This window comes from Sporosarcina sp. SG10008 (assembly GCF_044569405.1).
Classification (GTDB): Bacteria; Bacillota; Bacilli; order Bacillales_A; family Planococcaceae; genus Sporosarcina; species Sporosarcina psychrophila.
Window position 1 is genome coordinate 950,557 of record NZ_CP172607.1, and the last position, 23,198, is coordinate 973,754.

Here is a 23,198-nt window from a genome sequence, read left to right on the forward strand (position 1 = left end):
GGGCAGCATAGATATATGCCGGCCCTCTGATTTTGAATTTGGGAGGAAATTATTCATGACTAACGGTGGAAAAATTACAGTAACTAATGGTGTTTTAAACGTTCCTGATCACGCAACAATTCCTTTTATTATCGGTGACGGTACTGGTCCGGATATTTGGCATTCGGCATCACGCGTACTTGAAGCAGCTGTTGATAAAGCTTACGACGGCAAGAAAAAGCTTGTGTGGAAAGAAGTTCTTGCAGGGGAAAAAGCATTCAACGAAACTGGCGAATGGCTTCCACAAGCAACACTAGACACAATCGATGAGTATTTGATCGCTATTAAAGGACCACTTACTACGCCAATTGGTGGCGGTTTCCGTTCATTGAACGTTGCGCTTCGCCAAGAATTGGATCTTTACACTTGCCTACGTCCAGTACGTTACTTTGAAGGTGTTCCTTCACCAGTTAAACGTCCTGAAGATTGCGATATGGTTATTTTCCGCGAAAATACGGAAGATATCTATGCAGGTATTGAATATAAAGAAGGTACACCTGAAGCGAAAAAAGTAATCGAATTCCTACAAAACGAAATGGGTGTTAAAAATATTCGCTTCCCAGAAACTTCTGGTATCGGTATCAAACCTATTTCTGAAGAAGGTACAAAACGTCTTGTACGTGCTGCTCTTGCTTATATCATTAAAGAAGGCCGCAAGTCACTGACGCTTGTCCATAAAGGAAATATCATGAAGTTTACAGAAGGCGCATTCAAAAACTGGGGCTATGAAGTAGCTGAACAAGAATTCGGCGATAAAGTCTTCACATGGAACCAGTATGATCAAATCAAAGATGCTGATGGAACTGATGCTGCAAACAAAGCACAAGCTGAAGCTGAAGCAGCAGGCAAAATCATCGTTAAAGATGCAATTGCTGATATCTTCTTGCAACAAATCTTGACACGTCCAAAAGAGTTCGATGTTGTTGCAACAATGAACTTGAACGGCGACTATATTTCTGATGCACTTGCTGCACAAGTTGGTGGAATTGGTATTGCTCCTGGAGCAAATATCAACTACATTACTGGGCATGCAATCTTTGAAGCAACTCATGGTACTGCACCGAAATATGCAGGACTTGACAAAGTTAACCCTTCTTCACTCCTTCTTTCAGGCGTCTTGATGCTTGAGCACCTTGGATGGAACGAAGCGGCAGCTATGATCACTGCTTCAATCGAAAAAACAATTGTTTCTAAAGTTGTAACATACGACTTTGCTCGTCTTATGGACGGTGCAACTGAAGTGAAAGCATCTGAATTCGCAAATGAATTGATCAAAAACCTTTAATTATTACTACTTTAGCGGTGGAGAAGACTTCGGTTTTCTTCACCGCTGAAGGTTTATAGTAGATTAAATGAGGGCTCAACCCCTCATACATATGAATAAAAGGAGAGACAACTCATGACAATGCAACGTAAAAAAGTCTCAGTTATCGGTTCTGGTTTCACAGGTGCGACTACAGCATTTCTTTTAGCTCAAAAAGAGCTTTGTGATGTAGTGATCGTTGATATTCCACAAATGGAAAATCCGACAAAAGGGAAAGCTCTTGATATGATGGAAGCTGGACCTATTCAAGGTTTTGACGCGAGTATTATTGGAACTTCAGATTACGCGGATACAAAAGACTCTGATATCGTCATTATCACAGCTGGTATTGCACGCAAACCAGGTATGAGCCGTGATGACCTTGTTCAGACGAACCAAAAAGTCATGAAAATCGTAACAGGTGAAATCGTAAAACATTCTCCGAATACAACCATCATTGTATTGACAAACCCTGTCGATGCTATGACGTACACAGTATACAAAGAATCAGGATTGCCGAAAGAACGCGTAATCGGACAATCTGGTGTACTTGACACTGCACGTTTCCGTACGTTTGTAGCGCAAGAATTGAACTTGTCTGTTAAAGACGTCACTGGTTTCGTTCTTGGCGGTCATGGCGATGATATGGTTCCACTTGTACGCTACTCATATGCGGGTGGTATTCCACTTGAAACGTTGATCTCTCCTGAGCGTCTTGAAGAAATCGTAGATCGCACACGCAAAGGTGGAGCAGAAATCGTAAACCTTCTTGGTAATGGTTCTGCTTACTATGCACCAGCAGCATCACTTGTTGAAATGGCTGAAGCGATTCTAAAAGATCAGAAACGTGTACTTCCTTCGATAGCATATCTTGAGGGTGAGTACGGCCTTGACGGTATTTACATTGGTGTTCCAACTGTGCTTGGCGCAGGCGGTATCGAAAAAATCATCGAACTTGAATTGACTGAAGACGAAATGGCGGCATTGGCTAATTCTGCTGAATCAGTTAAAGCTGTTATGAAAGTTCTTGTCTAATATCTTTAATAAAAATCGAGTAGCATATGCTACTCGATTTTTATTCTGATTATTGATAAACTTGTATTATCATACTAAAAGGGGGAAATAAGTTGATACTAGGGAAGAAAAGACGTCTAGGTAGAAAGATAGAGGAAATCACTGTTGGAGAAAAGTTGAAATTGACAGAGAAAATTGAAGATAAAGATCTCCTACTCTATCTTGGTCTAACAAATGATAGTAACCCGCTCTATATCCAGCATGATTACGCTTCACAGACGGCTTATGGATTGCCTATCGTACCAACTATTATGCTGACAGGGATTGTGACATCCGCCGTTTCAAAGTATTTACCTGGACCTGGTTCACATATCGTGAAACAGCAATTGTCATTCCCAAAAGCTGTGTATCACTATACAACTATCAATTTTTTGCTCGAAGTAATTCATGTTGATAAAGAAAAAAACTCAATAGACATTTCAATAGAAGCGTGTGACGAAAAGGAAGATATCGTTATTTCTGGAATAGTGACAGTCACTCCGCCAAAAGTGGAAGAGCGTCTTACATCACAAGCAATGGATAACTTTTGACGGGGGATTGATGCAAGTTGAGTTCAAGTATAAAGAAAATATTGATTGTCGATGACGAACAGCCGATTCGAACACTATTAGAATACAACTTAAAGCAGGCGCAATACGAAACAATCACCGCTGCTGACGGAGAAGAAGCTGTATTGAAAACAGAAATGGAAAAACCTGATTTAATTTTACTTGACTTAATGCTTCCGAAAATGGATGGGATTGATGTCTGCAAAACGTTAAGACAGCGGGGACTCGATATTCCGATTATCATGCTGACGGCAAAAGGGGACGAGCTCGACAAGGTGCTAGGTCTTGAAATTGGCGCGGATGATTATATGACGAAACCGTTTAGTCCTAGAGAGGTTGTTGCACGCGTTAAGGCTGTATTGAGACGTAGTGGGGAATGGACAGGCCGTGTCGAAGAAACAGGGATTTTGACCACTGGATCTTTAACTGTGCACGCTGAACAATATGAAGCTTATCTTGACAAAGTAGAACTTGAGTTCACACCAAAGGAATTTGAACTTCTTGTTTATTTCATGCAGAACAAGAATCGTGTTCTATCACGGGACCAACTTTTAAGTGCAGTCTGGAATTATGACTTTGCTGGCGATACACGCATCGTCGATGTTCACGTCAGTCATCTACGGGAGAAAATTGAAGAAAACACGAAGAAACCTGTTTTCATCAAGACGGTAAGGGGAATTGGCTATAAATTTGAGGAGCCGAAAATTTGATGAAAGATTTATATTCCCGATTAACTATTGCGTGTGCAATTCTTCTTTCGGTTCTTTTAACTGGCCTCGGTATTGTCCTGGGTCAGTTTTTCCCTTTATTCGCGCGTGATATCACACTTGATCTGCAACGACAATACTGGGTCTATTTAATCGTCACGCTGATAATTGCATTTATTCTCTCTCTCTTTATAGCGATGCGGATGATGATGCAATACGCTCGTCCGGTCGATGAAGTGACAAAAGTGGCCGTTCAAATTGCACAGGGCGATTACCATGCAAGGACTAAAACGGATGAACCAGAATATGATAATGAACTTGCGATTTCTATTAACAAAATAGCGAGTAATCTGCAAGAAATGTCGACACTTCGAATGATGGAAAAAGAACGCTTGAAAACACTTATAGAAAGTATGGGAAGCGGTCTTCTGATGTTTGGTCGTGAAGGATCAGTCAATCTTGTAAATGGGGTATTCGAAAAGACATTTGGATTTTCAAAAGAGGAGCCAATTGGTAAAACGTTCAAAACAATCGGTTTGCCTATTGAAATTGAAGATTTGATTGAAGATGTTTTTATGACAGAACAAGTACGTGAAAAACAGGTTAGGATTGATTCTGGAGGTTTTTATTCCTACATGGGCGTTTATGGTGCGCCTGTTATCGGCCATCATGGGAATTGGCTCGGAATTGTTGTTGTCATGCATGATATTACAAAGCTTGTCCGGCTAGAAGAAGTAAGAAAAGATTTCGTTGCAAATGTATCCCACGAACTTCGTACTCCTATTACTTCAATTAAAGGGTTCACTGAAACATTATTAGATGGTGCGATGAATGAACCTGTCATAATGAAAGAATTTCTTGAAATCATTCAGAAAGAAAGTAACCGCCTACATCTATTAATTGATGACTTGCTCGAATTATCAGCAATGGAAAGAGAAAACTTTTCACTTCAGTTTGGACATGTTGAGCTGTTAGAACTGATGAATGATGCATTGAAAATCGTTTCCGGTAGTTTGGAGCGTAAGAAGATGGCTATCAACTTGGATATTGCAGATGAAATTGCTATCGAAGGCGATGCAAGTCGATTAATTCAAGTAATGGTGAATCTCTTATCAAATGCGATTAACTATTCAAAAGAACAGACAAAAATCACTGTTTCAGTAAAAAAAATAGCGCAAAATGTAATTATTGAAGTACAAGATGAAGGAATCGGTATCGAACAAGTTGAACTGGCACGGCTGTTTGAACGCTTCTACCGTGTTGACCGTGCAAGGAGCCGTGACTCGGGTGGCACAGGGTTAGGACTAGCCATTGTCAAACATCTCGTGGAAGCCCATAGTGGTACAGTCGAAGTGGAGAGCACAATCGGTGTTGGTACATTGATTCGTATCTGTCTACCTTTACGACAAGGTAATTAAGCAATCCCACGTCTGTTGATTAACCAAAGTAACCAGGATCACACACTGGGCGCTACGTGTATAATTGCTTTTGGTTTGCTTGGATTGAATGATTTCTATACTTTTACCGAGATATCTGGATGTGTAGGGATGCGAATTTGTCGCATTCCTACACATTTTTTCGGTAATCGTATGGTGGTCCTTCATCCGCCCTGCTCCAAATGGATAAGTCCACGAAGTGCTCAAGCTTATTGGGACGAAAGAATAGAGGGGCATCTACCTGGATAAAAGCCGCCAAAGATGCAATTTTGGCGGCTGATGCTTACTCTATGGTTTTGCCTTTCTTTATTAAAAGAAGTGTCACTTTCTAGTAGACATCACATAATTAGATGCATAAACTTTACTAAAAGTAAGCAAGGAACACATCGTACAATGTGCAAGGGTGCCCGAAATTGCATCTTCGGGCACTACAATCTCTATAGAAAGTCATCTATTCATTTCTTTCAAACTTAACCGCATTTTTCACTTGAACATTGTAGGTACGCGACAGGCAACTATTCTCAACAGGATTACCGAAAAAGTGTGGCTAGAAGTGACGGAGTCACTTCTTCCACACATATCTCTCGTTAAATGTGTCGTGATTAGTTCGCCGAAAACGAACCGGAAATGATCCAGTGAAAATGGGTTTTCCCAAGCCCTACTCATCCGTATTTTATACGAATAAATGGTTAATCAACAGACGTGTTCATAAGTAAAGAATTACAGAAGCACACTAAACAACGCGTCATTTTCAATTCTATCCGCCCCCGTGGTAAGATGAATGAAGATGACGTTTTTTTGAATGGGAGTGGAATGTACATGACGACAAAGAAAATTGTGTTACTTGACGGAAACAGTCTTGCGTACCGGGCATTTTTTGCATTACCTTTATTAACAAATGATAACGGTATCCATACCAATGCGGTATATGGCTTCACGATGATGCTACAAAACATCCTTGAGGATGAAAAACCGACGCATATTCTCGTGGCATGGGATGCTGGCAAAACAACATTCAGGCATAAAACATACGGAGAATATAAAGGTGGGCGTCAGAAAACGCCACCTGAATTATCCGAGCAATTCCCTTATCTGCGAAAGTTGCTTGAAGCATACAATATCCCCCAGTACGAACTGGATCAGTATGAAGCGGATGATATCATCGGCACGCTTAGCAAAGCGGGAGATGCGGACGGTTCCGAAATCGTCGTCATTTCAGGGGATAAGGATTTAACGCAACTTGCCAGTAGCCATACAACGGTGTTCATCACTCGAAAAGGGATGACGGATATTGAGAAATACACGCCTGAACACGTCATGGAGAAATACGGCATTGAGCCCCATCAAATCATTGATATGAAAGGACTAATGGGCGATGCATCCGATAATATTCCCGGCGTTCCTGGAGTCGGGGAGAAAACTGCGCTCAAATTGTTAATCGAATACGGTTCGATTGAAAATGTTTATAAATCACTTGCTAAAATTACTGCTAAAAAGCTGAATCAGAACCTAACGGAAAATGAAGCGCAAGCGTTTATGAGCAAAGATCTTGCGACAATTGAAGTGAATGCACCGATCACGGTTAACATTAATGATTTAGCGTATGACGGCCCCGATATGGATCAAGTGACGACTATTTACCGGGAGTTGAAATTCAAAACGCTCCTCGAAAAAATTACTCCTCAAGCAGCTGAAGAACCAAAAGAAGCAATTGAAGTCACGATTGTTGCCGAACTCTTGGACAAGGATTTATCAGATGAGATGGCGATTCATGTTGAAATGATGGATGAAAACTATTTGACTGCAGAGATTTTAGGCATTAGTTTAGCGGATGAAAAAAACATTCTATTTATACCGCTTGAAGTTGCAAAAAAATCGACACCATTCAAAAACTGGTTGCAAAATACGGACAAGCTGAAATACTCGTCTGATTCAAAAGCAGCTAGTGCATCACTAGCGCGTCAAGGTCTAGATGCAGAAGGCTTCCAGTTTGACCTATTGCTGGCGACCTACATCGTCAACCCATCGACGACCTATACCGATGTAGCTTCCATTACAGGAGAGTTTGGTTACACAGAAGTCGAGCAGGATGAAGTGATTTATGGAAAAGGTGCTAAGAAAGCGATACCGACCGAAGAAATAATTGCAGACCACGCCGGTCGAAAAGCGCTGGCGATTTGGAAATTGCACGCAGAGATTGAAGAGAAATTACAAGATAATGATCAATATGATTTATACCATGAACTTGAGTTACCGCTTGCGGCGATTCTTGCGAAAATGGAAACGACTGGTGTTAAGACGGACCGAGAGACGCTTCTGACAATCGGAACTGAACTGTCTGCTAAACTGGCCACACTTGAGACAACTATTTATGAAATTGCAGGAGAAAAATTCAACATTAATTCACCTAAACAGCTTGGCGTCATCCTTTTTGAGAAAATCGGACTTACTCCGATTAAAAAGACGAAAACTGGTTATTCAACTGCGGCGGATGTGCTTGAGAAGCTTGAAAGCGAACATGAAATTATCAGCCATATATTGAACTATCGCCAACTCGGTAAATTGAATTCGACATATATCGAAGGACTATTGAAAGAAATTCACGAGGATGGCAAGATTCATACCCGTTTCCAGCAAGCACTCACGACAACAGGTCGACTTAGTTCCATCAATCCCAATTTACAGAACATTCCTGTACGGCTTGAAGAGGGAAGGAAAATTCGTGCAGCGTTCGTTCCATCTGAACCGGGCTGGTATCTATTTGCCGCGGATTATTCACAAATCGAACTGCGGGTACTCGCACATATGTCGCAAGATGAAAAACTGATTGAGGCTTTCCGTGCAGGTGCAGATATTCACACGAAGACAGCAATGGATGTTTTCGGTGTTGATGAAGATTCAGTGACGTCAGACATGCGACGAGCAGCAAAAGCAGTCAACTTTGGAATTGTCTACGGTATAAGTGATTACGGACTTTCGCAAAACTTGGATATTACGCGCAAAGACGCAGCACAATTCATCGATACTTATCTCAGCAGTTTCCCGGGAGTCAAACAGTATATGAGCGACATTGTTGCAGAGGCGAAAAGGAAAGGCTATGTGACGACGCTTATGAACCGGAGACGCTATTTACCAGAAATCACAAGTTCGAATTTCAACTTAAGAAGTTTTGCGGAACGGACTGCTATGAATACACCGATTCAAGGAAGTGCAGCCGATATTATTAAAAAAGCAATGATTGAAATGGCTAACAGGCTTGAAGTTGAAGGCATGCAGACACGTATGCTCCTGCAAGTACATGATGAATTGATCTTTGAAGCACCACAAGAAGAAATTGAGAAACTAAAAGAAATCGTACCTGAAGTGATGGAATCTGCTCTAGCGCTTGACGTGCCATTGAAAGTAGATTGGGCATTCGGATTATCTTGGTATGAGACGAAGTGAGGGGATAAAGTGCCTGAATTACCGGAAGTAGAAGGGGTTGTCCGTGCACTCGCACCAATTGCGATTGGAAGGACAATCCAGAACGTAACCGTTTCAGATACGGTTATCAAATCAAAACAACTAGGTAAAGAAGCTGTGATAAAAGGAATTACAACCGAAGATTTTATAGTAGATATGGCTGGTATGACGATTGGAAATGTCACACGGCGCAGTAAATACATTTACTTTCATTTAATGAAAGATGGTAACACCTGTCTTCTTGTCAGTCATCTTGGTATGACAGGGGCTTGGTTCACAGTTGACAGCGTTGATGACATTACGGAAATGAAGTTCCGTAACCATGTTCATGTTGTTTTTACGCTGGAAGGCGGGGGACTACTGGTGTATTCGGATATTCGTCGTTTTGGAGAACTACGGCTTCTTGGCTGTGAAGCAGATCATCCGCCACTATTGAAAATGGCTCCTGAACCGTTCGCTACTGGAGCGCGCAAGCATTTCCTTGAGTTTGCAGCTATGCCGAAATATGCCCGAAAACCAATCAAAGAAGTCATTATGGACGGGCATGTACTATCTGGATGTGGGAATATTTATGCGACGGAAGCAATCTATAAGATGAAGATTCATCCCGAAAGGACTACGGAGCGGATTAGTCTAAAAAGAAAAAATGAATTATTTGATGTGATTGTGGCTATTTTACAGGAAAGTATTGATGCGGGAGGCAGCTCCATTTCTGATTACCGGAATATTAATGGGGAAGCGGGCACAATGCAGGATCGTCTTAAAATGTATGGCAGGAAATTTTGCCCTGCTTGCGGCTCTGCCACGGAGAGTATGAAAATCGCAGGTAGGACATCCGTTTATTGTCCGACATGCCAGAAATGATTGTTGAAGGGCTGTGTGAGCTATGATTATCGGTTTAACGGGCAGTATTGCAAGTGGGAAAAGCACCGTATCCAAGATGTTGAAGAAAAAGGGCTTTCCAATTGTAGATGCGGATGAAATTGCACGTCTTGTTGTCGAACCCGGGAGTCCAGTTTTACAAGAGATCAGTCGCGTATTTGGTCAGGGGATTTTACGTTCGGACGGATCGCTTAATCGTGAAAAGCTAGGACAGCAAATATTCGGTAATGTAGAAGAGCGCCAAAAGTTGAATGGTATCATCCATCCTGCAATACGACAAGAGATGTTAAGGCAAAAAGAGCAATTGATTTCAACGGGATCGAATACAGTTATCATGGACATCCCTTTGTTGTTTGAAAGCAAGTTGCAATCGTTCGTGGATAAAATTATTGTCGTGTCTGTCACAGCAGAAATACAAAAGGAACGTCTCATTGCGAGGAATGTGTTATCGGAAGAAGAAGCGGATGCACGAATCCGTTCCCAACTATCAATCGAAGAGAAGGAACTGAGTGCAGACGCGGTTTTATTCAATAACGGTCCAGTGGAAGAGACAGAAAGCCAGTTGACTGAGGTACTTTCTAAATGGAATGCAGAGCCTTGAAGTGATTCTGAAAAATGAAACATTTCAATTGTCCATAGTAAATCTTGGTTTTAGCATAATATGTGTTATACTAATGACGAGTATTAGATAAAAAGTATAACATACATACAGGAGGATCTTTATATGACTACTTCTATTGCGATAAACGGGTTTGGACGAATTGGACGAATGGTATTCCGTCAAATGATTACAGAAGAAGATGTAACAATCGTTGCGATTAACGCAATGTATTCATCAGAAACACTCGCTCATCTTATAAAGTACGATACGAATCACGGTACATTTGATGGCGAAGTCATTGCAGAAGAAAATGCGATTGTCGTCAATGGGAAACGAGTGCAAATCGTCTCTGACCGTGACCCGCTTAACCTTCCTTGGAAAAAGCTTGGTGTCGATATTGTCATTGAAGCGACTGGTAAGTTCAATTCGCGTGACAAAGCGGCTCTTCACCTTGAAGCGGGGGCAAAAAAAGTCATTATATCGGCACCTGGTAAAAATGAAGATATCACAATTGTTTTAGGTGTAAACGATGATAAATTAGATATCGAAAAGCATGACATCATTTCGAATGCAAGTTGTACAACGAACTGTCTTGCTCCTGTAGCTAAGGTATTAAACGATACATTTGGGATTGACAACGGTTTAATGACAACGGTTCATGCGTATACAAATGACCAAAAGAACTTGGATAATCCTCATAAGGACCTTCGACGTGCACGTGCATGCGGACAATCTATCATTCCAACATCTACTGGGGCTGCGAAAGCGTTGGCACTTGTGCTTCCAGAATTGGAAGGGAAGATTCACGGAATGTCACTTCGTATACCTACGCCGAATGTTTCGCTTGTCGACCTAGTTGTAGATTTGAAGCAAGACGTGACAGTAGAGATGGTAAACAATGCATTTAAGCAGGCTTCTGAAGGAGCGATGGCAGGTATTCTCCGTTTCTCAACAGAGCCGCTTGTATCTATTGATTACAATACAACAACTGACTCAGCAATCATTGACGGTCTTTCAACAATTGTTATGGCAGATCGCAAAGTGAAAGTACTTGCCTGGTACGATAATGAGTGGGGTTATTCTGCACGAGTCGTCGATTTGACAAAGAAAGTTGCAGTAGCTTTGAAAACAAAAGAACTTGCTTAATTGTGAATAGAGAGCGTCCCTAAAGTCAGTGAACGATGACTTTAGGGACGTTTTTTCTTGGAAGACAAGTATATGTTTTCGACGTGGAACGGTGCCCAGGCTCCAGGCGCCAACCCTTGGGTCATAAGTTGTTTGGGAAGGGATTGAACTACATCTCTCCTGTGTGGGGGTTGAAGTACGCCTCCTCGTACTTGTAAGCAGTCATAGCGACAGGACGTCGCGAACTTCAACTGCCTTCTTTTATCACTTATGCCTGTCGGGGTGGATGGCGTCTTGCGCTTTTCTCATTGTACAATGCTTCTTTCCACTCTATTTCGATTTTTTTTGTCGTTTTCTGTTATAATTAAGTTATTATCTAAGAAAAAGCGGAGGATACACATTATGAAATGTCCAGCTTGCCAGTTCAATGGCACCCGGGTAGTTGATTCTAGACCGGCCGAGGAGAATAGATCCATCCGGCGTCGCAGAGAATGCGAACAATGCGCATTCCGTTTTACGACATTTGAAAAAGTTGAGGAAATGCCTTTGATTGTCGTGAAGAAAGACGATTCGCGTGAAGAATTTAGTGGAGAAAAAGTGCTCAGAGGTCTTATTCGAGCATGTGAAAAACGCGCTGTTTCCCTTGAGGACCTAAAAAAGATCGTCTATTCTATTGAAAAAGAATTGAGAAGCGCAGGTGTCGTGGAGATTAATTCTGATGATGTTGGGGAAATGGTTATGGAACAGCTATCGGAAGTTGATGAAGTCGCTTATGTCAGATTCGCTTCAGTCTATCGCCAATATAAAGACATCACAGTTTTCATAAAAGAATTGCAAGACCTACAAAAACGAACGAAAAAGTAACGTATCCCATTCAGATAGGAAGTAGAGTTTGATGGCACCCCTTTATAAAGAACTACAGCCAGTTGACGCATACAAAATACGGTTATCGCAGCCCTTTTCAGATTATGATCGTCAACTCCTCACTTTATTTTACCAACCGCTGATTGGCCCAGGTGCGATGAGTTTGTTTATGACATTATGGGCGGACGCAGAGCGTGAAGATGACCGTGAATACAACCATTACCACCTTATGAACATTTTGACGATGCCACTGGGACCTGTCTTCGAAGCCCGTATATCTCTTGAAGCAATCGGCTTATTACGAACGTACAAGAAAAAAGATGGAGATGCGAGATTATTTGTTTACGATCTGCTTCCTCCACTTGATGCCAAAGCTTTTTTCCTAGATCCACTGTTGTCGACATTCTTGTTTAGTAAAATCGGAGAACAGGCATACCGAAATCTACGTAGCCGCTTTGCGCTAGACAGTGTTAATGAAGTTGGATTTGAAGATGTTTCTCGTACATTTTTAGATGTGTATACGCCCGTTCAGCAGGGCTATAGCATGGATATGGGCGAGGGCCAGCAGTTTATCGGACGGAATGAACCGGAAGGTGTTCCGTTTTTGCATTCAGACTTTGATTTCAATCTGCTAAGTTCGGGGTTATCTGAACAAATGGTTCCCAAAGCTTCATTATCTTCTGTTTCTAAGGAATTAATTGCGAAAATCGCATTCCTTTATTCGCTCACGCCGCTAGATATGCAAAAAGTCATCATGATGGCTCTCGATGAAGATCTCAAGTTGCCGGAAGACAGATTGCGAAAGTCAGCAGCGGAGTTTTATAAAATGAATGTTTCAAAAGAGGCGCCAGTCTTGCATAAAGTGTATGCGAAAGAATTACCTAAGCCTGAAACAGGACTATTAACGCGAGATGAAGAATTGGTGCATTACCTTGAAAATACGGCACCCCTTGAAATGTTGCGTGAGATTAACGGGAAAGAGCCACTTTCTGTAGACGTGAAGCTTGCTGAAAAGTTGGTCAATACACATGGGTTGTCCGTCGGTGTCGTCAATGTTCTGCTGCAATACGTTCATTTGCGCAATGACGGGAAAATAACGAATAGTTATGTCGAGAGGATTGCTTCCCATTGGATGAACAAAAAGGTTGATACAGTGAAAACTGCACTTGAAATGTCGAGGAATGAGCATGACCAGTATGTTAAATGGAAAAATGAAGGTCAGAGCACAGGATCGAAATCGACGCCTAGACGAAAATCCGCGCGGGAAGAGAAAGTACCGGAATGGTTTTATAAAAAAGAAGAAAAGAAAACAAAATCAGATAAACCTGTTAAGTCTTCTTCAGAGATTGATGAAGAACGCCGTAAATTACTTGAGGAATTAGGCGTAACGGGGGACGGGACGGTGAAGTGAAATGGAACATATTGGCGATACGTTGAAACGGGTCGTGAAATCACCGGCATTTGCCGCAAGATATGATGAATTGCGCAGAGAAGTGATGGAGAGTCCAGGGGTACAACAATTTTTGACGGATCATTCCACTGAAGTTGATGGCGAAGTGGTCGAGCGGAGTCTTGGGAAACTATACGAATACGCCACCGCTTCCCATAGTTGTGGAAAATGTCCCGACCTCGCAGGATGTGTGAATATCATGAACGGCTTCGAACCGAAATTGGTATTATCCCGTGGGCTTATAGATGTGGAATATACAAAGTGTCCCAACAAATTAGTTGATGATGATCAACGTAATATTAAGAAGATGATAGACAGTATGTATATGCCCAAAGATGTCATGGAAGCGAAATTGCAAAGCATTGATATGTTTTTTGATGATAGTAGGGTGCCGGCGGTTCGAGCTGCAAAAGATTTCTTGAACGCTTTCGATGAAACCGGAAAACTTCCAGAGCGAGGTATGTACATTTATGGCCCGTTTGGAATCGGTAAATCATTCGTGCTTGGAGCATTGGCGAACGAATTAGCCAATCGTCGGATACGTACAGTTGCTGTATATGTCCCGGAATTCCTAAGGGAAATGAAACAATCTATTCAAGATCAGACCTTAAATGAGAAAATTGATTTTGTGAAAAACGCACAAGTACTTATGCTTGATGATATTGGTGCAGAAACAATGTCTGCTTGGACGCGTGATGAAGTGCTCGGCACTATTTTACAATACAGGATGGCAGAAAAATTGCCGACTTTTTTCACATCTAACCTTAGTTACGCTGAACTTGAAGATCATTTGACATACACACAGCGTGGTGAAAAAGAAGCTGTAAAAGCGGCAAGAATCATGGAGAGGGTGCAAATGATTAGCATTCCAATACGACTCGATGGTGAAAATAGACGCGATAAATAAAAGGGAAACCTAAAAATGACAGAAGCATTGAGCTTCTGTCATTTTTAATAGTTTATTTATTATCTTTTTTCAAAACGGTTTGTGCGTTGTTCTCTTTGCTTTTGATTCTCATTTTCTTGAGTATTCAACTTATCGATATCGAATGTAGAGCCGAATTCTTCACGCATATCATTTGGTTTTTGGTTTTTGTTACGGTCTTGATTTTGTTTTTGGTCACGGTTTGGATTTCTGTCTTTGTTATTTGGCAAGATTAATCACCTCCATAAACGTATCATGTGTTTAATGCAGCTTTTCATTCCATGGTAATTAATTCTACCTATATATGTTGACATAAAGAATCCTCTCAACAACGCTCGGCACATAGAATCATTAGTTCAACATATATATCAAGTGCGATGTCTGATTTTTAACTTCATATTTTTGACAAGCCTTCGCGTTTCGTAATTGATAACAATAATGCTACAAACTCCCTATTCACTCCTGTACAGAATTTGATATTTTGTTCTTTCCGGCTCAAATTCTTCGGAAAAGTGGCCTGAATGATTATAAATTTACCTATATCAATATCGGGCGGGTGAATGTCCTCGTTATTCACTTTATCTCCCTTTTACCTCACTATTAAATACCGTTGCTACTAGGGCTGGTTTTAGTCGTCAATCCGCTTTTCGCTCATTAAATCACTTACGGTACCTAGTCGAAGCCCTTTCCCTTTAATTTCAATTATCATAGTTTCCAGCCCTTCAAAAACGGCTTTTGTGGGGTGCATTAGAACCATCGCACCGCTACTTACCCCAGAGACAACACGCACAACCATTTCGGAGGTTGCTGGCTTTCTCCAGTCAACTGTATCGACCGTCCATAGAATGGTTTTCATGCCAAGCTCATTGGCGACCAAAATGGTTTCCTGATTAAAGCTTCCACTTGGCGGTGCAAACCATATCGGTTTTATACCAAGAGTTTCCTCAATTACATCATTTGTTTTTTTCAATTCATTCACTGTTTCATTTCGAGAACGCTGTTTAAGGTCGGGGTGACTATAAGCATGGTTGCCGATTTCGTGACCTTCAAGGTTAATCATTGTAGCCAGATCGGGATTATTTTTAACCCAACTACCGTCAAAAAAGAATGTTGCCTTTACCTGGTTGTCTGATAATGTTTTCAGGATACCCGGAATGTACTCATTGCCCCAAGCGACATTTATGAGTAGGGCTACCATTGGTTTTTCAGGATTCCCACGATAAATCGGTGACGGTTCTAAATCGCTCAAATGGATTTCCGGAGAAGTTTCCTTGAAAATGATTTTATTTGTATCAATATCTGTGCTGGGTTTCATGTTCTTATAGCTGGCTTCAATATCTACTTCTAAGCCATTATATCCGGGTATTGCTTTCCAGACTCTGTCGATTTTAGCGTTAATAGGTTCAGTTTTATGTTGGTCATTATAAGCTGAAATCATTTTAATAAGTTCATCATTATCAGCTTCTGAGAAAGTAGTGATGGAGCTTTCGGCGTCAGGCTTTGAAGAAATATCTGTAAATGTCTTAATGAGAATGCTCGGCACTGAGACTAGCACAATAAAAATCATAATCATGTAAATGATCTTTTTCATTCTTTTTCCTCATATGCAATACATTTAACTAATTGAAGATGTTCAGGCCAATCTACGGCAGCTTTATCACTTTGTTCCATGGTAAATCCTCCATTCAATATCTTGATACTAGTAGGCTTCCCGTTCATCTAAGGACTATACTTTTGATTATCTGGCAACACTGCAATCTAAATAAATAGAAAAACAGCTGGAGGAACCTAGAGGATTAGGTTGTTTTATAATTATTACTGCAATGAATTATGGAGATACATGTAGAACGAACTTGCATTTATTACGTAATCGACGTATACTCAGTTTTAATTAATAATCTGAAATGCTTGGAAGAGGACAACAATCTTTTCGTCTACCTAAAGAGAACGGGGCCATTGGCTGGAAGCCCTGAAGGATAGAAGGATGATTTACCACCTTGGAGCAGCATCGGTGAACAGTGCAGTAACCGATGACGGAATCCGGTCCGTTACCCGACGTCAAGCTTCATCTTTTCGGTACGTTTGTCTAGCTTCAGCGGTCTAAACAGGCCACTTACGCTTTTCAAGTGTTCCGGATTGAAGGAAGAAGGGTGGAACCGCGAGCTAAAGCTTCGTCCCTTTCCAGGGATGGGGCTTTTTTTGTTTTCCAATAATAATAAATGAGGAGTGCTTAACAATGACAAATATGATTAATTTGAAATTTCCAGATGGTGCCGTGAAAGAATTTCCACAAGGCACAACTACAGAAGACGTAGCAGGATCAATTAGCCCGGGACTGCGAAAAAGTGCGCTGGCAGGTAAAGTTGGAGACAAGTTAGTAGACTTGAAATCAGCAATTAATGAGGACGGTGATATCGCGATTATCACACCTCAATCACCGGAAGCGCTTGAAATATTACGCCACAGTACAGCACATCTTCTAGCACAAGCTGTAAAACGTAAGTTTCCTAATGCAAAACTAGGTATTGGGCCAGTTATCCAAAGCGGATTTTATTATGATATTGATTCGCCTGAACCGATTACAGCAGAAGACTTACCAGAACTTGAAAAAGAGATGAGAAGAATTATTGCTGAAAACGTGGAAGTAATTCGTCATGATGTATCTCGTGAAGAGGCGAAAAAGCGTTTTGAAGAAATCGATGACGAATACAAACTAGAACTTCTAGAAGCGATTCCTGAGGGCGAGCAAGTGTCTATTTATGAACAAGGCGACTTCATCGACTTGTGCCGTGGTGTTCACGTTCCATCTACAGGGAAGTTAAAGGAATTCAAACTCCTTAGCATCGCAGGCGCTTATTGGCGCGGCGATTCGAATAACAAAATGCTACAACGAATTTACGGTACAGCGTTCTTTAAAAAAGATGAACTTAAAGAACATCTTCGTCTTTTGGAAGAAGCTAAAGAGCGAGATCACCGTAAAATAGGGAAAGAACTTAATCTTTTCATGAACTCTCAAAAAGTGGGTCAGGGCTTGCCAATGTGGTTGCCTAAAGGAGCTACGATTCGCAGAATCATCGAGAGATACATCGTTGATAAGGAACAGAGGCTTGGCTATGATCATGTCTATACACCAGTTCTCGGTAGCGTCGAATTATATAAAACTTCAGGCCACTGGGATCATTATCAGGACGGCATGTTCCCTGTAATGAGTATGGACAACGAAGACCTTGTTTTGCGTCCAATGAACTGCCCTCATCATATGATGATTTATAAAAATGGAATTCATTCATACAGAAACCTGCCGTTACGTATTGCGGAACTTGGTACAATGCACCGTTATGAAATGTCCGGAGCACTATCAGGCTTGCAGCGCGTTCGTGGAATGACGTTGAATGATGCGCATATCTTTGTTCGTCCGGATCAGATTAAAGATGAGTTCAAACGCGTTGTCCAACTTGTTATTGACGTTTATAAAGATTTCAATATCGAGGATTATTCATTCCGTGTTTCTTACCGCGATCCAGCGGATAAAGAGAAATATTTTGATGACGATGCAATGTGGAATCGTGCACAAACAATGCTGAAAGAAGCGATGGATGAACTTGGTCTTGACTATGTTGAAGCAGAAGGGGAAGCTGCATTCTACGGACCTAAACTTGACGTTCAAGTGAAAACAGCAATTGGTATGGAAGAAACATTGTCAACAGTGCAACTCGACTTCTTGCTTCCTGAACGTTTCGATCTAACATACGTTGGCGAAGATGGAAAACAACATCGTCCAGTCGTCATTCACCGCGGCGTTGTTTCAACTATGGAACGTTTTGTTGCATTCCTAATTGAAGAATACAAAGGGGCATTCCCAACTTGGTTGGCACCTGTCCAAGTAGAAGTAATTCCAGTTTCACCAGATGCACATTTTGATTATGCAGATGGCGTTCGTGAAAAATTGGTTGCTGCTGGATTCCGCGTTAATATTGATAGCCGTGATGAAAAAATTGGTTACAAGATACGAGAAGCACAGATGCAAAAAGTACCTTATATGCTCGTTCTTGGAGACAAAGAAGTTGAATCAGGCGAAGTGAACGTTCGTAAATACGGCGAACAGCAATCTGAAAGCTTGCCATTCGACGAATTCCTTGCTAGACTAAAAGAAGAAGTTACAAGTATTTAAATTTATACAGCAGTGGTCAAACACTAACTATATAAATCTTAACGCATGTTTTCAGCGATGAAAGCGATGCGGCAACCGTGAATTCGCCAAGCCGCAGATTAAAACATGTTGACAAGTTTATTGTCACATGGTAAAGTAATTAAGGTTAGTAATGACTGAATACAGTTTGTGGTATAAGAAGAGGCTACCCGCTTCTCACCTGTTCGACGCCTAGACGTTGTTGACGGGTTAAAACATGAGTGAAGTGCCGTGCATTTGCACGTACACATACGCGGGTAGACAAATCCAATTTGTCTACCTTTTTTAATTGGATGGACCTGTGGGGCCGACCCGAACCGGACGGTATACCCAAACCATGTATTCGAGAAATATCCGGAGGTGGATTACTATTAGCAAAGACATGTACGTAAATGAGGGCATCCGTGCCCGCGAGCTACGCATTATTGATCACAACGGCGATCAGCTCGGAATCAAAACACGCACTGAGGCACTTGAAATTGCCGCTCTTGCGAATTTGGATCTTGTCCTTGTAGCACCAACAGCGAAACCCCCAGTGGCTCGTATCATGGACCACGGAAAGTTCAAATTTGAACAGCAGAAAAAGGATCGCGAAGTCCGTAAGAATCAGAAAATCATTTTGCTTAAAGAAGTTCGGTTAAGTCCGACAATCGATGAGCATGATTTCCAGACAAAACTACGGAACGCTGTCAAGTTCCTTGAAAAAGGCGATAAAGTTAAAGCTTCAATCCGTTTCCGTGGACGTGCGATTACGCACAAGGAAATCGGACAGCGTGTCCTTGACCGTTTCGCAGAAGCGTGCAAAGATGTATCTACGGTTGAACAACGACCGAAGATGGAAGGCCGCAGCATGTTCCTAGTGCTTGCACCAACTGCTGAAAAAGAGTAACAATGAATGATTTAGGAGGAACAGAACATGCCAAAAATGAAAACTCACCGCGGCTCAGCGAAACGTTTCAAAAAAACCGGTTCTGGTAAATTGAAACGCGGCCGTGCTTACACAAGTCACTTGTTTGCAAACAAACCGACAAAAGCGAAACGTCACCTGCGTAAAGCTTCACTAGTTTCTTCAGGCGATTTCAAACGCATTCGTCAAATGATCACTTACATGAAATAATTTAAAACACAATCGGACAGAAAAGCAGGAGGTAATGAACTATGCCACGCGTAAAAGGTGGAACAGTGACGCGCAAGCGTCGTAATCGAGTATTGAAATTAGCAAAAGGTTACTTTGGTTCAAAACATAGACTTTACAAGGTAGCAAACCAACAGGTAATGAAATCATTCAACTATGCATACCGTGACCGTCGTCAGAAGAAACGTGAATTCCGTAAACTTTGGATTACACGTATCAATGCGGCTGCACGTATCAACGGTCTTTCTTACAGCACTCTTATGCACGGCTTGAAAGTAGCTGGCATTGATGTTAACCGTAAAATGCTTGCTGATCTTGCAGTGACTGACGCGCAAGCGTTCACACAACTTGCAGATGCAGCGAAAAAATCAATCGCAAAATAAGAACGTCAATAAAAGTCGCCAAACGGTCCAGAGTTAATCTGGGTGCGAGGCGACTTTTTTATTTGTTTTTTTACGGCGACGGTAAAGTTTTCGTATTGAGGAGTTTAGGAAGAGGATCTTATAGATCCGTGAATCTGTCGTACAGTCTTAAAGAATTATATTATTACTCTCTGACTGCTAAACAGTGTAAAATGTAAGTAGAGAAAGAAAAGAGGGGAATCATACTTGCAAACGACACTATTAGGATGGATTGCAATTATGTCCGTTTGGGCATTTATTACGATGGGGTATGATAAGCGTCAGGCAAAGAGAAAAGGACAACGAATACCTGAAAAGAATTTATGGACGCTTGCACTGCTTGGTGGAGGCATTGGTGCATATCTTGGGATGCAAACATTCCGTCATAAGACAAGACGTACATCTTTCCGGATCGGCTTTCTTATTTTAGCAATTGCCTATGGTATTGGCATACTCTATCTTCTAGGTGTTACCCTACCAGGAATGATGGAAGTGTAAAATAGCCCGCTTTTCAACGGGCTTGTTCTATTGTTCCATTAGTCGTTCGATTGGATTTTTCCAACTAATAGCGGCTTTGGGGTAGTTGGATAAGATTGTGGATGAAAGAAAATCAAAATCCGCTTTTGTGAAATCTTGAAGTTTTGTTTCATCTTTCACCCAAACGAAAATGGAGATGACGTCAATGGAATCATCTGTTGTATCTAAGTATTTTTCACCCTCAAACATAGCGCCTTTATACGATAGGAAGAAATTTTTTCGCACATTATTTACTTCATCATAGAAATAATACTTTTCCTCCGCGTATGCATCATCAAGCTTTCTTTTGGGGTCCGTCAAATAACGAATCCCGCGGTAGACTAAATAAATGATAAAAGCAATAATGATCAAGCGGATCAGTAATCCCATAACGGATCCCCCTTATGAATTTATAGATACTATCTTATACGGATGACAATCTAAAAAGTTTCAATATAGTTAAAAAAATGGAGGTTTTTTTTATGCAACTGTCAAAACTATTTACCATGCAACGTGAACTCGATTTATTTATCCAAAATAACAGAGAGGAAAAAACAGATGTTTTTCTAGAAAAAGGACTTGCACTCTTAATTGAACTCGCGGAACTTGCAAATGAAACGCGTTGTTTCAAATTTTGGAGCACAAAAGGTCCTTCAGATGATGCTGTGATTCTTGAAGAATATGTAGATTCGATTCATTTTCTACTTTCCTTGGGTATAGAAAAGGACTTACATACGCTAACAAACTGGCCGGAAGGTGAAGTTGAAGGAGAATTGACACAATTATTCCTAGAAACTACGGCTGCTATTCACTGTTTCCTGAATGAACTTAGCATGACGGCTTATGAGAAAGTCTGGATTCATTATGGGGCCATTGCTAAAAAACTTGGTTTCACAAATGAAGATATTATTGGTGCGTACTTAGCAAAGAATGAAGAAAATTATAACCGTCAAAAAACAGGTTATTAATTGTTTTATAGAAAAATCAAAAAATAGATTGACAGAAGCCTCCAGATAAAAAATAATAGAGTTGTATATAAACTTTTTAGGGGGCGTAAATGTGAACGATTGGAATAAAGAGGATTTTGGTATAAGGTTAAAGAAATTGCGTGAAGAACGCGGATTATCAATGATGGCATTCGGAGCAGCTATAGGAACGTCAGCAAGTCGTATTAAAGATTGGGAAAAAGGGAAGAATGCTCCATCGGCGGCTTGGGTGGCAAAAATATCTGAACGCTTTAATGTTACAACTGATGAGCTGATTCTAGGGAATTCGAAGACGTCAAAACCGTTTAAAAGCACGGGATCTGCAAATGTAGATATGCTTTACGACAAATTGAGAGAAAATGTTATTAGCGATATAGAAACGCAAGAACAAGAACAAACGAGTCATACAGACGAACTGTATGCAGAACTTGATGCTATACACAAAGAAACGTATAGAAGCGGAAAGGGCAGAAAACGTGCAGAAATCGAAATGCTTGCGATACTGACAGAACTGCCGAAAAAAGAGGTCCTAGAACTTTTAGAACTTGCAAGGTTGAAAAAACGCTGGTTGTAATGAAAACGACTACGAATACAACGAAAAAAAAGATGCCCTTACGACGTAAATGGTTTTTCATCTTATTCATACTTGTCCTTCTTTGCTTTGTCGTATATAAAGGAAATACAACAGTCGGGGTAACGCATTATGAAATTGTGTCGGACAAGATCCCTGCTAATTACGACAAATACACTATCGTCCAGATTTCTGATTTACATGATGCCGAATTGGGTGAAAACCATTCACATGTTGTTGATAGGGTGAAAATGATCACGCCCCAAGCGATATTCATTACGGGTGATTTTATCGACAGTAACCGCTACGATCTTGAAAAAAGTCTGATTCTTATTGAAGAGCTTCAATTTGTCGCTCCAATCTATTACGTGACAGGAAACCATGAAATCGCTACGCAGGATATGGACCGTATTCAGGGGGCTCTCGAAGACTTGGGGGTTCGTGTCTTATCGAACGAAGCGGATGTAATTACATTGTTTCCCGATAGTTCAATAGCAATAGGAGGAATTGAAGATCCGCTGGCAAGTGAGCTTGAAGATGATGAAGCCGTTAAAATATCGATAGAACAAGCATTTGAAAATATACCTGATGAGATGTTTAAAGTGCTATTGTCACATAGGCCTGAGCAATTTGATGAGTACGCTGAAGCCGGGATAGATGTGACGTTCAGTGGTCATGCTCATGGCGGACAGTTTCGTATACCAGGGATCGGTGGCCTCGTTTCACCCGGACAAGGTTGGTTTCCCAAATATTCATCAGGCGTCCATGAGAAGAATGGCAGCGACTTGGTAGTCAGTCGCGGCCTGGGCAATAGCATCATTCCAGTGCGGCTGTTCAATCAACCGGAAATAGTAGTTGTCACATTACGCACAATAGAATAGTCCTAGCCTCCTTTCGATTATAGAAGGAGGTTTTTTTGTTGAAAATAATAATAGAATCTACCGTGAAATCCCATTAAATAACTGCTATTCTCATTTGTCGAAA

At 41.1% G+C, this 23,198-nt stretch carries 23 protein-coding genes; 20 read left to right on the top strand and 3 right to left on the bottom strand.

The annotated features are described in order from the left end of the window. Positions 1-55: 55 nt before the first annotated feature. The 12 genes from icd (at position 56) to dnaI (ending at position 14,398) form a co-directional block, all read left to right on the top strand. On the top strand, positions 56-1,324 hold the full coding sequence (gene icd / locus ACGLYD_RS04705) for an NADP-dependent isocitrate dehydrogenase (RefSeq protein WP_067207657.1): 1,269 nt from the start codon (positions 56-58) through the stop codon (positions 1,322-1,324). Between the two features lie 114 nt (positions 1,325-1,438). Further along, positions 1,439-2,377 carry a malate dehydrogenase gene (mdh, locus tag ACGLYD_RS04710; protein ID WP_067207658.1) on the top strand — a complete coding sequence of 313 codons (939 nt, stop codon included), beginning with the start codon at positions 1,439-1,441 and terminating at the stop codon, positions 2,375-2,377. 92 nt (positions 2,378-2,469) lie between these two features. Beyond that, positions 2,470-2,946 carry a MaoC/PaaZ C-terminal domain-containing protein gene (locus ACGLYD_RS04715; RefSeq protein ID WP_067207661.1) on the top strand — a complete coding sequence of 159 codons (477 nt, stop codon included), beginning with the start codon at positions 2,470-2,472 and terminating at the stop codon, positions 2,944-2,946. Between the two features lie 17 nt (positions 2,947-2,963). Next, positions 2,964-3,674 carry a response regulator transcription factor gene (locus ACGLYD_RS04720; protein ID WP_082786522.1) on the top strand — a complete coding sequence of 237 codons (711 nt, stop codon included), beginning with the start codon at positions 2,964-2,966 and terminating at the stop codon, positions 3,672-3,674. Next, on the top strand, positions 3,674-5,089 hold the full coding sequence (gene pnpS, locus ACGLYD_RS04725) for a two-component system histidine kinase PnpS (protein WP_067207664.1): 1,416 nt from the start codon (positions 3,674-3,676) through the stop codon (positions 5,087-5,089). Before ACGLYD_RS04720 ends, pnpS begins: the two co-directional genes overlap by 1 nt. An 837-nt stretch (positions 5,090-5,926) precedes the next feature. Beyond that, complete coding sequence (gene polA / locus ACGLYD_RS04730) at positions 5,927-8,551, top strand: DNA polymerase I (RefSeq protein ID WP_187047309.1); 2,625 nt, start codon at positions 5,927-5,929, stop codon at positions 8,549-8,551. A 9-nt stretch (positions 8,552-8,560) separates the two neighbouring features. Next, entirely contained in the window at positions 8,561-9,433 is an 873-nt protein-coding gene (gene mutM, locus ACGLYD_RS04735) for a bifunctional DNA-formamidopyrimidine glycosylase/DNA-(apurinic or apyrimidinic site) lyase (RefSeq protein ID WP_067207669.1), read from the top strand. A gap of 22 nt (positions 9,434-9,455) precedes the next feature. Beyond that, positions 9,456-10,052, top strand: coding sequence for a dephospho-CoA kinase (gene coaE, locus ACGLYD_RS04740; protein ID WP_067207671.1), 597 nt, complete (start codon positions 9,456-9,458; stop codon positions 10,050-10,052). Positions 10,053-10,175: 123 nt separating this feature from the next. Then, a complete protein-coding gene (locus ACGLYD_RS04745; protein WP_187047311.1) occupies positions 10,176-11,198 on the top strand; it encodes a glyceraldehyde-3-phosphate dehydrogenase in 1,023 nt (340 codons plus the stop codon). A 381-nt stretch (positions 11,199-11,579) separates the two neighbouring features. Continuing rightward, the gene (gene nrdR / locus ACGLYD_RS04750) at positions 11,580-12,041 is read left to right on the top strand and encodes a transcriptional regulator NrdR (RefSeq protein ID WP_067207676.1); all 462 of its coding nucleotides are present in this window, start codon (positions 11,580-11,582) and stop codon (positions 12,039-12,041) included. Between the two features lie 31 nt (positions 12,042-12,072). Further along, the gene (locus ACGLYD_RS04755) at positions 12,073-13,452 is read left to right on the top strand and encodes a replication initiation and membrane attachment family protein (protein WP_187047312.1); all 1,380 of its coding nucleotides are present in this window, start codon (positions 12,073-12,075) and stop codon (positions 13,450-13,452) included. A gap of 1 nt (position 13,453) precedes the next feature. Continuing rightward, complete coding sequence (gene dnaI, locus ACGLYD_RS04760) at positions 13,454-14,398, top strand: primosomal protein DnaI (RefSeq protein WP_399631632.1); 945 nt, start codon at positions 13,454-13,456, stop codon at positions 14,396-14,398. A 59-nt stretch (positions 14,399-14,457) separates the two neighbouring features. Here dnaI and ACGLYD_RS04765 read toward each other — a convergent pair whose 3' ends face one another. Continuing rightward, complete coding sequence (locus tag ACGLYD_RS04765) at positions 14,458-14,646, bottom strand: hypothetical protein (RefSeq protein ID WP_067207690.1); 189 nt, start codon at positions 14,644-14,646, stop codon at positions 14,458-14,460. A 398-nt stretch (positions 14,647-15,044) separates the two neighbouring features. Continuing rightward, complete coding sequence (locus tag ACGLYD_RS04770; RefSeq protein ID WP_399631635.1) at positions 15,045-16,007, bottom strand: polysaccharide deacetylase family protein; 963 nt, start codon at positions 16,005-16,007, stop codon at positions 15,045-15,047. Positions 16,008-16,652: 645 nt separating this feature from the next. Here ACGLYD_RS04770 and thrS point away from each other — a divergent pair. From thrS to ACGLYD_RS04795, 5 genes are all read left to right on the top strand, one after another. After that, positions 16,653-18,587, top strand: a complete 1,935-nt coding sequence (thrS, locus tag ACGLYD_RS04775; RefSeq protein WP_067207695.1) for a threonine--tRNA ligase — start codon at positions 16,653-16,655, stop codon at positions 18,585-18,587. 400 nt (positions 18,588-18,987) lie between these two features. After that, complete coding sequence (gene infC / locus ACGLYD_RS04780; protein ID WP_067207698.1) at positions 18,988-19,494, top strand: translation initiation factor IF-3; 507 nt, start codon at positions 18,988-18,990, stop codon at positions 19,492-19,494. A 27-nt stretch (positions 19,495-19,521) separates the two neighbouring features. Further along, positions 19,522-19,722 (top strand): 50S ribosomal protein L35, encoded by a 201-nt coding sequence (gene rpmI / locus ACGLYD_RS04785; RefSeq protein WP_067207701.1) that lies wholly within the window; start codon positions 19,522-19,524, stop codon positions 19,720-19,722. A 41-nt stretch (positions 19,723-19,763) separates the two neighbouring features. Beyond that, positions 19,764-20,123: a 50S ribosomal protein L20 gene (gene rplT, locus ACGLYD_RS04790; protein WP_067207704.1), complete on the top strand. Its 360-nt coding sequence runs from the start codon at positions 19,764-19,766 to the stop codon at positions 20,121-20,123. A gap of 225 nt (positions 20,124-20,348) precedes the next feature. Beyond that, positions 20,349-20,639, top strand: coding sequence for a DUF1294 domain-containing protein (locus ACGLYD_RS04795; RefSeq protein ID WP_231885791.1), 291 nt, complete (start codon positions 20,349-20,351; stop codon positions 20,637-20,639). Between the two features lie 27 nt (positions 20,640-20,666). Here the strand turns inward: ACGLYD_RS04795 and ACGLYD_RS04800 are convergent, their stop codons facing one another. Next, positions 20,667-21,047 carry a sigma-w pathway protein ysdB gene (locus ACGLYD_RS04800; RefSeq protein ID WP_187047315.1) on the bottom strand — a complete coding sequence of 127 codons (381 nt, stop codon included), beginning with the start codon at positions 21,045-21,047 and terminating at the stop codon, positions 20,667-20,669. Between the two features lie 92 nt (positions 21,048-21,139). Here ACGLYD_RS04800 and ACGLYD_RS04805 point away from each other — a divergent pair, with 92 nt between their 5' ends. From ACGLYD_RS04805 to ACGLYD_RS04815, 3 genes are all read left to right on the top strand, one after another. Further along, positions 21,140-21,625 carry a dUTP diphosphatase gene (locus tag ACGLYD_RS04805; RefSeq protein WP_067207709.1) on the top strand — a complete coding sequence of 162 codons (486 nt, stop codon included), beginning with the start codon at positions 21,140-21,142 and terminating at the stop codon, positions 21,623-21,625. 91 nt (positions 21,626-21,716) lie between these two features. Further along, positions 21,717-22,217, top strand: a complete 501-nt coding sequence (locus ACGLYD_RS04810; protein ID WP_067207712.1) for a helix-turn-helix domain-containing protein — start codon at positions 21,717-21,719, stop codon at positions 22,215-22,217. After that, entirely contained in the window at positions 22,217-23,095 is an 879-nt protein-coding gene (locus ACGLYD_RS04815; RefSeq protein ID WP_399631641.1) for a metallophosphoesterase, read from the top strand. Before ACGLYD_RS04810 ends, ACGLYD_RS04815 begins: the two co-directional genes overlap by 1 nt. The last annotated feature ends 103 nt before the right edge of the window (positions 23,096-23,198 follow it).

Coding starts and splice junctions, on each gene's coding strand:
- mdh (WP_067207658.1), top strand. CDS start 1,439: ATGACAATGCAACGTAAAAAAGTCTCAGTTATCGGTTCTGGTTTCACA.
- dnaI (WP_399631632.1), top strand. CDS start 13,454: ATGGAACATATTGGCGATACGTTGAAACGGGTCGTGAAATCACCGGCA.
- ACGLYD_RS04800 (WP_187047315.1), bottom strand. CDS start 21,047: ATGGGATTACTGATCCGCTTGATCATTATTGCTTTTATCATTTATTTA.
- rpmI (WP_067207701.1), top strand. CDS start 19,522: ATGCCAAAAATGAAAACTCACCGCGGCTCAGCGAAACGTTTCAAAAAA.
- ACGLYD_RS04755 (WP_187047312.1), top strand. CDS start 12,073: ATGGCACCCCTTTATAAAGAACTACAGCCAGTTGACGCATACAAAATA.
- thrS (WP_067207695.1), top strand. CDS start 16,653: ATGACAAATATGATTAATTTGAAATTTCCAGATGGTGCCGTGAAAGAA.
- coaE (WP_067207671.1), top strand. CDS start 9,456: ATGATTATCGGTTTAACGGGCAGTATTGCAAGTGGGAAAAGCACCGTA.
- nrdR (WP_067207676.1), top strand. CDS start 11,580: ATGAAATGTCCAGCTTGCCAGTTCAATGGCACCCGGGTAGTTGATTCT.
- polA (WP_187047309.1), top strand. CDS start 5,927: ATGACGACAAAGAAAATTGTGTTACTTGACGGAAACAGTCTTGCGTAC.
- ACGLYD_RS04770 (WP_399631635.1), bottom strand. CDS start 16,007: ATGAAAAAGATCATTTACATGATTATGATTTTTATTGTGCTAGTCTCA.
- ACGLYD_RS04745 (WP_187047311.1), top strand. CDS start 10,176: ATGACTACTTCTATTGCGATAAACGGGTTTGGACGAATTGGACGAATG.
- ACGLYD_RS04815 (WP_399631641.1), top strand. CDS start 22,217: ATGAAAACGACTACGAATACAACGAAAAAAAAGATGCCCTTACGACGT.
- infC (WP_067207698.1), top strand. CDS start 18,988: ATGTACGTAAATGAGGGCATCCGTGCCCGCGAGCTACGCATTATTGAT.
- icd (WP_067207657.1), top strand. CDS start 56: ATGACTAACGGTGGAAAAATTACAGTAACTAATGGTGTTTTAAACGTT.
- ACGLYD_RS04805 (WP_067207709.1), top strand. CDS start 21,140: ATGCAACTGTCAAAACTATTTACCATGCAACGTGAACTCGATTTATTT.
- pnpS (WP_067207664.1), top strand. CDS start 3,674: ATGAAAGATTTATATTCCCGATTAACTATTGCGTGTGCAATTCTTCTT.
- rplT (WP_067207704.1), top strand. CDS start 19,764: ATGCCACGCGTAAAAGGTGGAACAGTGACGCGCAAGCGTCGTAATCGA.